A 13,199-nucleotide genomic window follows, 5' to 3' on the forward strand; every position below is an offset into this window, starting at 1 on the left:
GGCCCTGCCGCGCGGCAGCGCGAGAAGGTGATGGGCGGCTTACTGCGAATCCGCCTGTGACGCGTCGAGCGAGCCGTAGAGCTTGACCTTGGAGCGCTGGCGCAGCGAGGCGGCATAGGCTTCCATCTGGGTCTGCGCATCCACTTGCGCGAGCTGGCGCTGCGCGGCGGCGAGGCGAGTCGCGTCGATCGGCGCGGCGGGCGCCACGGCGTTGACGCGGTAGATTGCGTAGCCGTCGTTTCCGAGGTCGACACCCACGTAGGCCGGCAGTTTCGTATCGTCGGCCTTGAAGATGGCGCTCAGGGCGAGCGGCGACATGCCTTGTGCATCCGCGCGCGAGACCTTCTGCTCGGCGCCGAAACCCGCCGTCGACTTCGACTTTTGCAGATCGGCGAGCTTGGCCGCACCATCCTTGCGCGCCAGATCGGCCGACTGCTCAGCCACGTACTTCGCCCGCACCGCATCCTTGATCGAAGCCAGCGGCGGCGTGGCCGCGCTCTTGAAGTCGGTCACATGCGCCGCAATGAGCGTGTTGTTGCCGACGTCGATGGCCTGCGTGTTGTTGTGATTCTTTACGGAATCGTCCGCGAACACGGCCGCGAGGAATTTCGGATTGTTCAGCGGACTATCGGGCGGCAACGTCGGGTTCGGCTTGGGCGTGACCGTGGCCGTCTGAACCGTCAACTTGTACTTGTCGGCCGCGGGTTTGAGGCTCTTGGCCTGCTCGTATACCGTCGACGTGAAGCCGTCGGCGTCGTCGCTGTACGCCTTCGTGGCGAGTTGCGTTTTCAGATCCTTGAGGATCGCGTCCTTCACGTCGGCGAAGGCTTTGGTCGCAGCCGGCTTGACGTCCGTCGCCTTGATGATGTGATAGCCGAACGAGGAATGAATAACCGCGCTCACCTCGTCCTTGTTCAACGCCATCGCCGCCGAATCGAACGCCTTTTCTCCGGTCAGCACGCCGCTCGTGGACCACCCGAGATCGCCGCCTTTGGCCGCCGAGCCCGGATCCTCCGATTCCTTCTGCGCGATCTGCGCGAATTGATCGGGGTGCGCCTTGACCTCGGCCAGGACCGCATCGGCTTTCGCTTTGGCCTTGGCGTCGTCCGCCGGGCTGGCCGTCTTGGGCGAGGCGATCAGGATTTGGCTCACGCGAACTTCGCGCGGGGTGGTGTAGTGCGCGACGTTGTCGTCGTAGTATTTCTTCGCATCGGCATCGGTGGGCGACATGCCCGCCGCGAGCGCGGCCGGGGACAGCACGAGGTAGTCGATGGTGGCCGTGGCCGGCGTGGCGAAATCGGCGCGATGCGCATCGTAATAGCTCGACAGCTGCGCATCGGTGGGCTGCACCTTCGCGGCGTAATCGCTCGCGTGCAGCACGAGCGCTTGCACCGTGCGCTGGGCCTCGGCCAGCTGCCCGATACGCTCGGCCAGCGACTTGGGCGTGAAGGCACTCGCCTCGATGCTTTCCGGAATCTGCTGCATCGCGAGCCCGTAGCGGACGCGCTCGTCGTACTGCTCGGGCGTCATGCCCTGCATGGCGAGCAGCTGCTTGTAGCGCTCGACGTCGATGGAGCCGTCAGGCTTGCGCAGCGAAGAAATCACGGGATCGGCCAGCAGCGCGCGGCGCACGGCGTCGTCCGACGCCGTCAGGTGCTCGCGCTGAGCTTCGTCGGCCAGCGCGCGTTGCTGAATCAGGTTGTCGAGCAGCTCGCGACGACGCGCGGGCGTGTCAAGCATCTTCGCATCGAACTGCGCCCCCAGGAACTGCCGGGCCTGGTCGAGCTGCTGACGCATGGCGCCGTCGAACTCGGCGCGGGTGATTTTGTGTCCGTTGACGCTGGCGACGTTCGCGCTTTCGTCAAAGAAATTACGGAAACCTTGAATACCGACGAAACCCAGCCCCGGCACGATGACGAGGACGAGCATGAGCATCATCAGGCGCTTGTGGTTGCGGAAGAAATCGAGCATGCGTGACTGGTTACGTTGGACAAAAACGCACAATAGTACAACAGGTGCAAAGCGGAGCGGCAAATTCGGCCGAGTGAGCGCCGTCAAGCCCCACCTTGACCGAAATCAATCCGCATTTCGCCCCTAGGCGTTATCGTCGAAACGTCGGGCCCCATCGCCGGCGCGGATCGCGCGCCCCGCCCGCAGGAGCGTCCACCATGAACGAAACACCCTGGCTCACCTACATGCCCTCGCGCGGCACGCGTGCTCATCCGGCCGTCGGCGCGGCGCCCACCGTCATCGATCTGCCGCGGCCGGACCTGCGCGCCGGCGTGCCGCTCATGACGGCCCTTTCGTTTCGCGCCAGCACGCGAGAGTTCTCCGAGCGCGAACTCTCGCTCGCGACGCTAGGCGACTTGCTATGGGCCGCCGACGGCATCAACCGCCCCCTCTCGGGCGGCCGCACAGCGCCCTCGCCGCACGGGGCGCAGGAGATCGATATCTACGTTGCCATGCCGGGGGGCGTGTATCGCTACGATTGCCCAACACACCAGCTCGTGCTCAAGCACGCCGTCGACGCGCGCAATCTGACCGGCTATCAGGATTTCGTGGGCACGGCGCCGCTCGATCTCGTCTATGTCGTGCGAGGCTCGAAGCTGCTCGACATGCCCGCCGCCCAGCGCGACACGTTTTCGGCTGTCACGGCCGGCGCGATTTCGCAGAACGTTTCGCTCTACTGCGCGTCAGCCGGGCTCGCCACCGTGGTGCGCGGCTGGATCAACCATCGGCTGCTTGCCGATGCGCTCAGCCTGAACGAGGACGAGACCCCGATACTCGCCCAAACGGTGGGCTTGCCAGCCGATACCCGCGCTTAGCACAATAGCCGCGCGGCTTTTCTGCCGCGGCGCGTCGCGACGGCGGCGCACCTTCCGATCCGGCGCCCGCCGCGGCGTCGCTCTCGGCCGGAGGCGTCCATGTTCTACCAATGGCTCGAAACGCAGCGAGCGCTCATGCGCTCGATCGATGCGTGGGCCTCCCTCGCAGCCTCACCCTGGGGCGCCGCACCGCTTGCACCCCGCAACGAGCAAGCCGGAGCACCCTACGAGGGCGACGCCCGCTTGGCGAGCGTCGCCGTGCCAGGCTTCGACTGGCTCTATCGGCTGATGCAGGCCACGCCGGAGCCGCCGCCTTTCGGCATCGACTCGGTGCGGATCGGGCGGGACGTGGTGAGCGTGAGCGAAACCGTCGCCGATCGCGTGCCTTTTTGCACGCTGCGCCGATTCGCTCGTGAGTTCGAATCGACAGGCGCGATGGGGCGCGCGTGCGTGTTGCTCGTCACGCCGCTCGCCGGCCACCATGCCGTGATGCTGCGAGAGACGGTCGAAACGCTGCTGGAGGACGCCGACGTTTTCGTCACCGACTGGGCCAATGCGCGCGACGTGCCGCTCGCCGAAGGCAAATTCGGCCTGGACGATTACGTGCTCACCGTCGAACGCTTTCTTCGCCTGCTCGCCGAACGTGGCGTGCACGTGCTCGCGGTTTGCCAGGCCGCTCCGCCCGCGCTCGCGGCGTCGGCGCTGGTGGCCGCAACGGCTGACACGCGCGCGCCGCTGAGCGTGACCCTAATGGGCGGGCCCATCGATCCGCGCCTGCATCCGACGATGATCGACCGGCTGGCCGCCACGCACGACATCGACTGGTTTCGCCGCACGGTGATCGACGTCGTTCCGCCTCGCTACGCCGGCGCGGGTCGGCGCATCTACCCGGGCTACGTGCAGCACGCCGCGATCGTTGCGGCTCATCCACATCGTCAAGTCGCGCTCGAATCGCGCTACTGGGCAACGCGCATGTCGGGCGACGCCAACGCCGTCGCTGCGAGTTTGCGCGCGCTAAAGGAGTATTCGGCCGTACTCGACATGGACGAAGACTATTTCCTCGACACATTGCGCGTGATCTTTCAAGAGCACCGCCTTGCGCGCGGCACCTGGTCCATCGGCGCACGCCGCGTCGATCCGGCGACGCTGACGACCACGGCGCTGTGCACGGTCGAAGGCGACCGCGACGACATCACCGGCGCGGAGCAGACCCACGCGGCGCACAGCGTCTGCTCGGCCATTCCCGCCACGAAGCGGCTGCGAATGACCGTCGACGATTGCGATCACTACGATCTTTTCACAGGACCGCGCTGGCACGAGGTCATCCATCCGGCGCTGCGCGCATTTTGGCTATCGCGTGGCCAGGACAGCCGTCGACGTTCAAGGCTCTGACACATACGCCCCCGGCGCGTCGGGCAAATCGGCTTCGAGCGCCCTACTTTGCACCCTTCCGCTCGAACGTTTCGACAGCCACTGCGTCCAGCACGGCCACCACGATCCTTCGATTTGCGCGTTCTCCGCGAGGAATACATCGGCGCTGCGGAAAGAGTCGTCGGCGTCGCGCGTCGCCACGCGGTAATGACGCCCAGGGTGCCCCGGCTCCGATACGATGCCGGCGTTGTGACCGCCCGCGGTCAACAGAAACGTCAGCGCATGATGCGTCAGTAGATGCAGTTTATAGACTGAACGCCACGGAGATACATGGTCGCGCTCGGTGCCGACGACGAACATTGGCGTTTCGATATCGGTCAGCGCAACTGGTCGGCCGCCGACGCAATATCGGCCCTCAGCCAAATCGTTGTGCTGAAACAGATGCGTCAAATACTCGCTGTGCATCCGGTACGGCATGCGCGTCGTGTCTTCGTTCCACGACATGAGATCGCTCGCCTTCGAACGCCGGCCGAGCAGATACTCGCTCATCATCCGCGACCAGATCAAATCGCGCGCGTTGAGCAATTGAAAGGCAGCGGCCATCTGAGCGCCGTCGAGATACCCTTGCTCCCACATCAGCGCATCGAGCGCGGCGAGTTCGCTCGCGTCGATGAAATTGCCGAGCTCCCCCGGTTCGCTGAAATCGGTTTGCGCGGCCAGCAACGTCAGCGATGCGAACGGAACGTCCGACGTCCCGGATGCGGCTGCACCGGCCGCCCGGTGCGCGTCGCGGGCAAGCGCAGCGGCGGCGATCGAGAGGAGCGTGCCGCCCAGGCAATAGCCCACCGCATGCACACGCTCGCCTGCGACCCGGGCTCGCGCCGCATCGAGCGCCGCCAGCAGCCCCTGTTCCAAGTAGTCGTTCAGACCGAGATCGCGCGCCGCACTGCTCGGATTGCGCCAGGAGAGGATGAACACGGTATAGCCGGCATCGACCAGATGCCGCACGAGCGAATCGCGCGGGGTCAAGTCGAGGATGTAGTACTTCATGATCCACGCGGGCACGATGAAAACAGGCTCGCGGTGTACGTCAGGGGTAGTGGGCGCGTATTGAAGAAGTTCGCAAAGCGGACCTTGCCAAACGACCTTTCCGGGCGTCGCCGCCACATCCCGCCCTGGCACGCACGACGGTTTGGGCTTGCTTTGAAGGCCTAGCATCTTCGCGCGCCATTGGGCGAAGTCCTCGAGCCAATGGTGGGCGCCGAAAGCAAAATTCGCCCCGCCCGTGCGTAGCGCGCTGTCGAGTACGACGGGATTGGTGGCCGCGAAGTTGCTGGGCGCGAACGCATCGAGCCACTGCCGCGCGAAAAACTGCACCAGCTGCTCGTGATGCGATTCGACGCCGCGCACGCCGGAGCTCGCTTGGTCCCACCACGATTGGGTACGCCGGAAGGCGTCGCGGTAAGCGCTGAACGGCCAGACTTGCCAAAGAGGATCGGCGAAGCGCGGATCGATCGAATTGTCAGCGTCTCCTGAATCTTTCGGCGAGCCGACGTACCCCGGCAAGCACTCGGGTGCGGTTTTCAGCCAATCTTGCGCGGCCTGCGCCGCCAGCGCAATGTTCTTGCCGGGCGAGACAGCCAGGTGCACGGCCCAGTCGAGCCATGCCAGCATCGCGGAAGCTGGCGAAAGCCCGCTCGTGGTCGCCGCGATCACAGCATGAGCGGCTCGATCGAGCATATCGGCGGGCTCGGTTTGCGGGCGTCCGCATCCGGCCGTCTGCGCTGCCGGCGCCACGACCGGCGCCCGGCGCATGGAGTCGACGCCTGCGCGCTCGCGCAGTCGCGCTTCCACCCGTTCAGCCGAGCCTTCGTCGCCGTTGGCGTGCGCAATCCGGCCGCGACTGCGTGCGGGCCGGGTCGCCGGCACATGGGCCCGCTCCAATTGTCCGTCGGTCGATTCGGTCATTGCATGTGCATCCCGCCGTTGATGGCAAGGTCGGCGCCGGTGATGAACGCGGCTGCATCGGTACAAAGAAACGCCACCAATGCGGCCACCTCGTCGGGCTGGCCCAGACGCCCGACGGGAATCTGCGGAAGAATCTTTTTCTCCATGACCTCCAGCGGCACGGCGGCCAGCATGGCCGTGTCGAGATAGCCCGGCGACACCGTGTTCACCGTCACGCCGTGGCGTGCGCTTTCGAGTGCGAGCGTGCGCGTGAAGCCGTGAATGCCGGCCTTGGCCGATGCGTAGTTCGCTTGTCCATAGGCGCCGCGCGATCCGTTCACCGAGCCGATGTTGACGATGCGGCCGAAGCGGCGCTCGAGCATGCCGGCGAAGTATTGCTTCGTCACGTTGAACAGCGCGTCGAGGTCGGTGTGCATCACCTCGTCCCACTCGCGCTTGGTCATCTTCGAAAACGCCGCGTCGCGCACGATCCCCGCGTTGTTGACGAGCACGTCGACAGGTCCCAATTCGGCCTGCACGTGCTGCGCGCACCGCTGGCAGGAGCCGAAATCGGCGACGTCCAGCGCGTACGCGCGGAAATGCCGGCCCGCCTCGCGCTCTCGCATCAGCCAGGTCGAGACATGATCGTTATGTTCGGAATGCGACATGGCGACGGTCATCCCGTCGTCGTGCAGCCGGCGGCTGATGGCGGCGCCAAGGCCGCCCATTCCACCCGTCACGAATGCAATGCGCCCTGCTTGAGCGGACATGGCTGCTCCTCGATAGACGAAGACAAGAAGCGCGCGACGCATGAGATTTTCGCGGGGCGTCGCGCGCGGAACCGGACGAACCGACATGCGCTTCACTCTAGATGCGGTACGTGCGGCCCGGGTTGATCCGCGTCAACCGGAACGATTACCCACGCCGCTACAGTCGGGGACAACACGAATACGACGAGGAGCCCACGAGATGTCCCGCCAGCAAGCCGTCCTCGTTCTCAATGCCGGGTCGTCGAGCATCAAATTCGGCTTATTCGGTTGCTCGTCCGGGGAACCGACGAGGCGCGCCGTCGCCGCGGGGGAAGTCGCGGGTATTGGCGAAGCGAACGGCATCGAAAACGGCATGACGTTTTCCGTCGATGGCGAGGCGTCCCATACGATCGCATGCAACGGCGGCGATCCCTATCGCGCTGCATTGACGCCCATCGTCGAATGGCTACATATACGGGGGGCAAACCTGCAATTGACCGCGGTCGCTCATCGCGTCGTGCACGGCGGCCAGCACTACGCGGCGCCGGTCGTCGCCGATGAGAAAACGCTGCGGGCGCTGCGCACGCTGATCCCCCTCGCGCCGCTGCATCAACCGCACAACATCGATGCGATCGACACGTTGCGCGCCGCATTTCCGGCGGTGCCGCAGGTCGCCGTCTTCGACACCGCGTTCCACCGGACGCTGCCGCGTGTCGAGCAACTGCTGCCATTGCCGCATGCGTGGTTCGACGACGGTGTGCGCCGCTACGGATTCCATGGGTTGTCGTATGAATATTTGGCGATCGCGCTGGCCGATGCCTTCGGCGACGCGGCGCGCGGCCGTGTCGTAGCCGCGCACCTGGGTAGCGGCGCCAGCCTTTGCGCGCTGCGGGGTCTGCAGAGCGTCGGAACGACGATGGGTTTTTCGGCGCTTGACGGCTTGATGATGAGCACGCGCTGCGGCTCGATCGATCCGGGCGTCCTGCTCCATTTGACGGACGTGCGCGGCTTGTCGCACGAAGCGTTGGGGTCGCTCCTCTATCACCACTCCGGCCTGCTGGGCGTTTCCGGCCTATCGGGCGATCCGCGCGTGCTGCTCGAGCACGAGCGCGAAAACGAACGTGCGCGCGATGCACTCGAGCTGTACGTCCACCGCATCGTGCGCGAAACGGGTGCGCTGGCGGCGCTCTTGGGTGGGCTCGACATGCTCGTGTTCACGGCCGGCATCGGTGAACACAGCGCGCCGATACGCGCGCGCGTCTGCCGCGCGCTGGGACTTTTCGGCATCGAACTCGATGACGAAGCCAACCGTTGCAACGCGCACGTGATCTCGCGCGCGACGAGCCGCGTCAAAGTGGTGGTCGAGCCCACGAACGAGGCATGGATTGCCGCACGCGCCGCCTGGCGACTGGTCGGCGGGCAGGCTTCGATCGCCTAGCACGAAGGCTTCCTTGACATGGATCAGCACGGCCGCCGGCTCGGCCGTCGATGATGGTGCCGTCACCTCTTATCAATCGAAGGGGAAGTGAACATGTATCAACGCATACTTGCGCCGATCGACGGCAGCGAAACATCCGCCCGCGCCTTCGAGACGGCCCTGCGCATCGCGCGCGAATTCGGTGCGCAGCTCGTGCCGCTCTATGTCGTCGACGTGCCGCTCGTCGGCGCAGATGCGCCCGGCTACGATCCATCCATCGTGCGCGATGCGCTATTCGAGGAAGGGGCCCATGTGAATGCCGATGCGCTCGCCAAGATGCAGCGCGACGGCGTGTCCGGCGCGCCGCGCGTCGTCGAAACCAGCCCGCTCGGCGATGACATCGCGCACTCGATTCTGCGCGTCGCCAACGAATGGTCCGCCGATCTGGTCGTGATGGGCACGCATGGCCGCCGCGGATTTCGTCGCCTAATGCTCGGAAGCGTGGCCGAGCGATTCCTGCGCATCGCATCGTGCCCCGTCCTGCTCATCCCGGCCGGCGATACGACTGGGCAAACTGCAGCCCGCTGACGTCGGCGCACGAGGCCAAGAAAGGCCGCCTGAAACCTTGACCGCTTAAAGGAACGAGGGGCGACGAAGGCGCCGACGAACGCGCCATTCGAGCTGCCGAGTTTGGTTCGGCGGCTCGACGCTACTGACGCGGCGTCGAGCCCGGCCTCCCTTTACAGTGCTCGGCGAGCTTCGCCTTCGGTGCGTGGGTCATGTCGAACGAGCAGCACGGGCATGTGCGCCGTGCGCAGCAACGACTCGGCGACACTGCCGAGCAGCATGCGCCGCACGCCGTGCCGACCCTGTGTGCCCATCACGATCAGATCGGCTTCGCATTCCTCCGCGGTGCGGGCAATTACCTGCGCTACGCCATCGCCGTAAGCGTCGATCGCTCGCGCCACGCCCGCTATGCCCTGCTCGCGCAATAGTTCGCGTGCTTCGTCGAGCGCGGACGTCGCCGCGTCGACCTGCGCTGCGTCCGCACCTTGTTCGGGCACGTAAACGGCGCCCACGTCGGCAAGCTGCGGTGCGTGCTCGACCACGAAAAGTGCGACGATTTCGGCTCCGGAGGCCTTGGCGATCTTCAGCGCTTCATCGAGCGCGAGCCGCGCGCCCCGGCTGCCGTCGACGGCAGCCAAAATCCGTTTGTACATGAGTGTCCTCCTGGGGCTCGAGCCCGCGGTTAAAGGCTGGTTCGCACCCAGTGTGCGAGCGTCCAGCGTCGCGCGCCTTGACAGGGATCAATCGCCCGGAAAGCGCCCTACCCCTAACTTTTCCACGCGTTGATGTAGGACAAACCTTACAAAGCTTCAAAAAGACTTACCGCACTTTCATACTGCGCCGATTTTATTTCGACCCTCGACCTCCAATACTGCTAATCAGGAAATTGACCCGCTGCGCCGCCCGGCGACGCTATCTTCAGACGGAGGTCGTATGTTCAACGAAATACCTTTCGCCGACGACATCGCGCCGGCAACGGTAGCCCGCGCCCAGGCATGCGCCCCCCGCACATCCGCGTCCAACCGCCCCGCGCAGCAGTGCGCCAGCTGCTCCATGCGCTCGGCGTGCGTGCCACAGGGGCTGACGGCCCAGGATCTGACGCGGTTCGATTCGATCGTCAGCGCGACGCGTCTCATCAAGCGCGGCGATTCGCTTTATCGCGCGAATGACCCGTTTCAAAGCATCTACGCGATTCGCGCCGGTTCGTTCAAGACGGTCGTCATGCACCGCGACGGCCGCGAGCAGGTCACCGGTTTCCATCTGGCAGGCGAAGTACTGGGGCTCGACGGCGTGTGCACCGAACATCACAGCAGCGACGCCATCGCCATCGAAGACAGCAGCGTTTGCATCATTCCCTACGCTTTGCTCGAATCGCTGTGCGCTGAATCGAAGGGTCTGCAACAACAGGTACTGCGCATGATGAGCGGCGAGATCGTGCGCGAATCGTCGCTGATGATGCTGCTCGGCACGATGAGCGCCGAGCAGCGCGTCGCGGCCTTCTTGCTCAATCTGTCGAGCCGGATGAAGGCGCGCGGCTATTCCGCGGCTGAGTTCAACCTGCGCATGACGCGCGAGGAAATGGGCAATTTTCTCGGGATGAAACTCGAAACCGTGAGCCGCATGTTTTCCAAGTTTCAACGCGACGGGCTGGTCCAAACGCACGGCAAGCAGATCCGTATCGTCAATCTCGACGCGCTGGGCCGCGTATGAGCTGCGACCGGCCCGCCACGCGCGTCGACGCCGTCAAGCGCGCACGTCGAGTACCGCCGCCCCCGCTAGTCGCCCCGCTCTCAGGTCGGCCAATGCTCGATTCGCCTGCGTCAGCGGGTAGACCGTGGTCTCGATGTCGAGCGCGCATTCGCCCGCGACTTTCATGAAAGCGTGACCGTCCTCGCGCGTCAGGTTCGCGACCGAGACGAGGCGGCGCTCGCCCCACAAAATGTCATACGGAAACGAAGGGATGTCGCTCATGTGGATACCGCCGCATACGACGACCCCTCCTTTCGCTACCGCCCGCAATGCGATGGGCACCAGCGCCCCCACGGGCGCGAAAATGAGCGCGGCGTCGAGTTCGCGCGGCGACGGCTCATCGCTCGCACCGGCCCATTGCGCCCCGAGCCGCCGCGCGAGCGCCTGCGCGGCCGTATCGCCCGGACGCGTGAACGCATAGACTTCCCGCCCCTCGTGGCGCGCGACCTGGGCGACGATATGCGCCGCCGCGCCGAATCCATAAATGCCGATGCGCTTGGCCTCGCCCGCCATCGACAACGTTCGATGCCCGATCAACCCCGCGCAAAGCAGCGGCGCCGCTTCGACATCCGAGTACCGATCCGGCAAACGAAAGCAGTAGCGACTATCGGCTAGCGTGCGCTGCGCGTAGCCGCCGTCGATCGTGTAGCCCGTGAAGCGCGGCGTATCGCATAGGTTTTCCTTTCCGCGCACGCAATACGAGCAGTGACCGCACGTATGACCCAGCCACGGCACGCCGACGCGCTCGCCGATCGAGAAATCCGCCACGCCTTCACCCAATCCCGAGACGACGCCGACGATTTCGTGTCCCGGCACGAGCGGCGTTTTAGGTTGAGTCAACTCGGAATCGACGACGTGCAGGTCGGTACGGCAGACGCCGCAGGCATGGACGTCGATCAACAGTTCCCCCGGACCGGGTTGCGGATCGGGGAGTTCGCGCAGTTGCAGTAGCGGGGAGTGCCCGTCGAAAACCATCGCTCGCATTTCGCCGTCTCCAAGTGTGTCCGTCCGCTCCTTGCCGGCACGCCTATCCGCTGGCGCCTGGTTCGCATTCGCGGTTCGTTTTCACGCAATTGAACGCATTCCAACGCATTTCGTCTGTCCTGTCTTGACCCAGCGCAAAGCACGCCGACCGTCTTGGCAGGATGATCGAAGCAACGGCCGATACCGTGCGGCGCGGCGGTTTCCGACCGGACCGATTCGCAACGAATTCGCCGTGCCCACCCCGAAGGAGGCCAAGCGATGGACACCCCCGCACACGACGTGGCATGGCGCCTCGACGAACGCGCGCTCGGCGCTCAGGCAAGCGCGGCCGACAAGCTGCGTTTTGCGCTGCGCTACGCCGTGCTCGCCCCGTCGAGCCACAATACGCAACCCTGGCGATTCATCCTGGACGGCGAAACGGTCACGCTGAACGCGGACCGACTGCGCGCGCTGCCCGTCGCCGACCCCTACGATCGCGAACTCATCATGAGCTGCGGCGCGGCGTTGTTCAATCTACGGGTCGCGCTCAGCCATTTCGGCTTAGCTTATGCCATTACGTTGTTTCCGTCGTCCGCGGACCCCGACATGCTCGCGCAGCTTCGGATCGTGCCCGGCGGCCATGTCGACACGAGCCTCTCGCCTCTGTTCCATGCAATCGTCGAACGCGTGACGACCCGGCTGCCGTTCTCCGGCGTGCCGATTGCCGCCGACGTACGCGAACGGCTCGCCTGCGCCGTGCAGGCGGAAGGCGTTGAAATCGCTTGCGTGCATGCCGACGACGACCGGGCCCGTCTTGCCGAGTGGATCGCCGAGGCCGATCGCAGGCAATTCGACGATCCGCGCTTCAGACGCGAACTGGCAGGCTGGATTCACTCGAGCCGGCGCGACGACGGGATGCCCGCGTATGCCGAAGGCGTCAGTGCTCTGCTCGATTTTGCCACGCCGCTCGTCACGCTCGCCATTCGCACGTTCGACATCGGCCATGGCGTGGCCGCCGCGCATCAGGCGCTCGCGTCGGGCTCGCCGCTGCTCGTGTGCATCGCGACGAACGCCGACGATGCGCCGGCGTGGCTTGCCGCCGGGCAAGCGCTCGAGCGATTGCTGCTAACGGGCGTAGCTGAAGGCTTGACGGCCTCGTATCTGAACCAGCCGATCGAGGTCGAGGCGCTGCGCGAACGGTTGCGCGCCACGATCAAGATCGACGGCGAGCCCCAGCTGCTGCTGCGGATGGGGCACGGTCCGCGGGTCCCCCACGCGCCGCGACGTCCGATCGAGGACGTCGTCTCCTGACACCGCTCCGCTAGGCGTTGTAGAAGCGAAAATAGCCGCTATGCAGCAGGACGGGCTTGTTGCCGATTTCGGCCAACAGGTCGCGCGCGGCCTTCTCGATCTCGCGCCGATGCCGCTCGAATGCGTGGACCATATCGTCCTCTCGTAGCGAGGCGGCGCCGAAATGATCTTCCAACGCCTCGGCTGTGATCGCGCACTGCACGCGCTCGCCGTCGACGAGCGCCGGAAATGCCAAGACCAGATCTCGGCCGCAGTATTCGGCCGGTTCTTGCGGAAAAGTGATCTGCATGACTGCCACCT

General features: G+C 65.4%; 12 protein-coding genes. 6 read left to right on the top strand and 6 right to left on the bottom strand.

Going from position 1 to position 13,199, the window contains the following annotated elements; translation table 11 throughout:
* Window positions 1-39: 39 nt before the first annotated feature.
* Window positions 40-1,971, bottom strand: a complete 1,932-nt coding sequence (locus ACTHNR_RS22595; protein WP_440550395.1) for a SurA N-terminal domain-containing protein — start codon at window positions 1,969-1,971, stop codon at window positions 40-42.
* A 197-nt stretch (window positions 1,972-2,168) separates the two neighbouring features.
* Between ACTHNR_RS22595 and ACTHNR_RS22600 the strand changes: the two genes are divergently transcribed.
* Window positions 2,169-2,825: a nitroreductase family protein gene (locus ACTHNR_RS22600; RefSeq protein ID WP_440550398.1), complete on the top strand. Its 657-nt coding sequence runs from the start codon at window positions 2,169-2,171 to the stop codon at window positions 2,823-2,825.
* Window positions 2,826-2,924: 99 nt separating this feature from the next.
* Window positions 2,925-4,217 (top strand): polyhydroxyalkanoate depolymerase, encoded by a 1,293-nt coding sequence (gene phaZ / locus ACTHNR_RS22605; RefSeq protein ID WP_440550400.1) that lies wholly within the window; start codon window positions 2,925-2,927, stop codon window positions 4,215-4,217.
* On the opposite strand, the gene ACTHNR_RS22610 is transcribed toward phaZ, so the two are convergent.
* The gene (locus tag ACTHNR_RS22610) at window positions 4,206-6,011 is read right to left on the bottom strand and encodes a PHA/PHB synthase family protein (protein ID WP_440550467.1); all 1,806 of its coding nucleotides are present in this window, start codon (window positions 6,009-6,011) and stop codon (window positions 4,206-4,208) included. The genes phaZ and ACTHNR_RS22610 overlap by 12 nt on opposite strands.
* 149 nt (window positions 6,012-6,160) lie before the next feature.
* Window positions 6,161-6,913, bottom strand: a complete 753-nt coding sequence (phbB, locus tag ACTHNR_RS22615; protein WP_440550403.1) for an acetoacetyl-CoA reductase — start codon at window positions 6,911-6,913, stop codon at window positions 6,161-6,163.
* A 199-nt stretch (window positions 6,914-7,112) separates the two neighbouring features.
* Here phbB and ACTHNR_RS22620 point away from each other — a divergent pair, with 199 nt between their 5' ends.
* Together ACTHNR_RS22620 and ACTHNR_RS22625 are read left to right on the top strand one after the other, a co-directional pair.
* Entirely contained in the window at window positions 7,113-8,330 is a 1,218-nt protein-coding gene (locus ACTHNR_RS22620; protein ID WP_440550406.1) for an acetate/propionate family kinase, read from the top strand.
* A gap of 93 nt (window positions 8,331-8,423) precedes the next feature.
* The gene (locus ACTHNR_RS22625) at window positions 8,424-8,897 is read left to right on the top strand and encodes a universal stress protein (RefSeq protein WP_440550408.1); all 474 of its coding nucleotides are present in this window, start codon (window positions 8,424-8,426) and stop codon (window positions 8,895-8,897) included.
* A gap of 152 nt (window positions 8,898-9,049) precedes the next feature.
* Here ACTHNR_RS22625 and ACTHNR_RS22630 read toward each other — a convergent pair whose 3' ends face one another.
* A complete protein-coding gene (locus ACTHNR_RS22630; protein WP_440550409.1) occupies window positions 9,050-9,529 on the bottom strand; it encodes a universal stress protein in 480 nt (159 codons plus the stop codon).
* 280 nt (window positions 9,530-9,809) lie between these two features.
* On the opposite strand from ACTHNR_RS22630, the gene fnr reads away from it, so the two are divergent.
* Window positions 9,810-10,586 carry a fumarate/nitrate reduction transcriptional regulator Fnr gene (gene fnr / locus ACTHNR_RS22635; RefSeq protein ID WP_440550410.1) on the top strand — a complete coding sequence of 259 codons (777 nt, stop codon included), beginning with the start codon at window positions 9,810-9,812 and terminating at the stop codon, window positions 10,584-10,586.
* Window positions 10,587-10,619: 33 nt separating this feature from the next.
* Here the strand turns inward: fnr and ACTHNR_RS22640 are convergent, their stop codons facing one another.
* The gene (locus ACTHNR_RS22640; RefSeq protein WP_440550412.1) at window positions 10,620-11,609 is read right to left on the bottom strand and encodes a zinc-dependent alcohol dehydrogenase family protein; all 990 of its coding nucleotides are present in this window, start codon (window positions 11,607-11,609) and stop codon (window positions 10,620-10,622) included.
* 258 nt (window positions 11,610-11,867) lie between these two features.
* Here ACTHNR_RS22640 and ACTHNR_RS22645 point away from each other — a divergent pair, with 258 nt between their 5' ends.
* Window positions 11,868-12,899 carry an Acg family FMN-binding oxidoreductase gene (locus ACTHNR_RS22645; RefSeq protein WP_440550414.1) on the top strand — a complete coding sequence of 344 codons (1,032 nt, stop codon included), beginning with the start codon at window positions 11,868-11,870 and terminating at the stop codon, window positions 12,897-12,899.
* 10 nt (window positions 12,900-12,909) lie between these two features.
* Here ACTHNR_RS22645 and ACTHNR_RS22650 read toward each other — a convergent pair whose 3' ends face one another.
* Window positions 12,910-13,188: a DUF1488 domain-containing protein gene (locus tag ACTHNR_RS22650; protein ID WP_440550416.1), complete on the bottom strand. Its 279-nt coding sequence runs from the start codon at window positions 13,186-13,188 to the stop codon at window positions 12,910-12,912.
* Window positions 13,189-13,199 lie beyond the last annotated feature (11 nt).

Origin of the sequence: Trinickia sp. (genome assembly GCF_051954495.1) — a bacterium.
In the GTDB taxonomy this organism is placed as follows: Bacteria; Pseudomonadota; Gammaproteobacteria; order Burkholderiales; family Burkholderiaceae; genus Trinickia.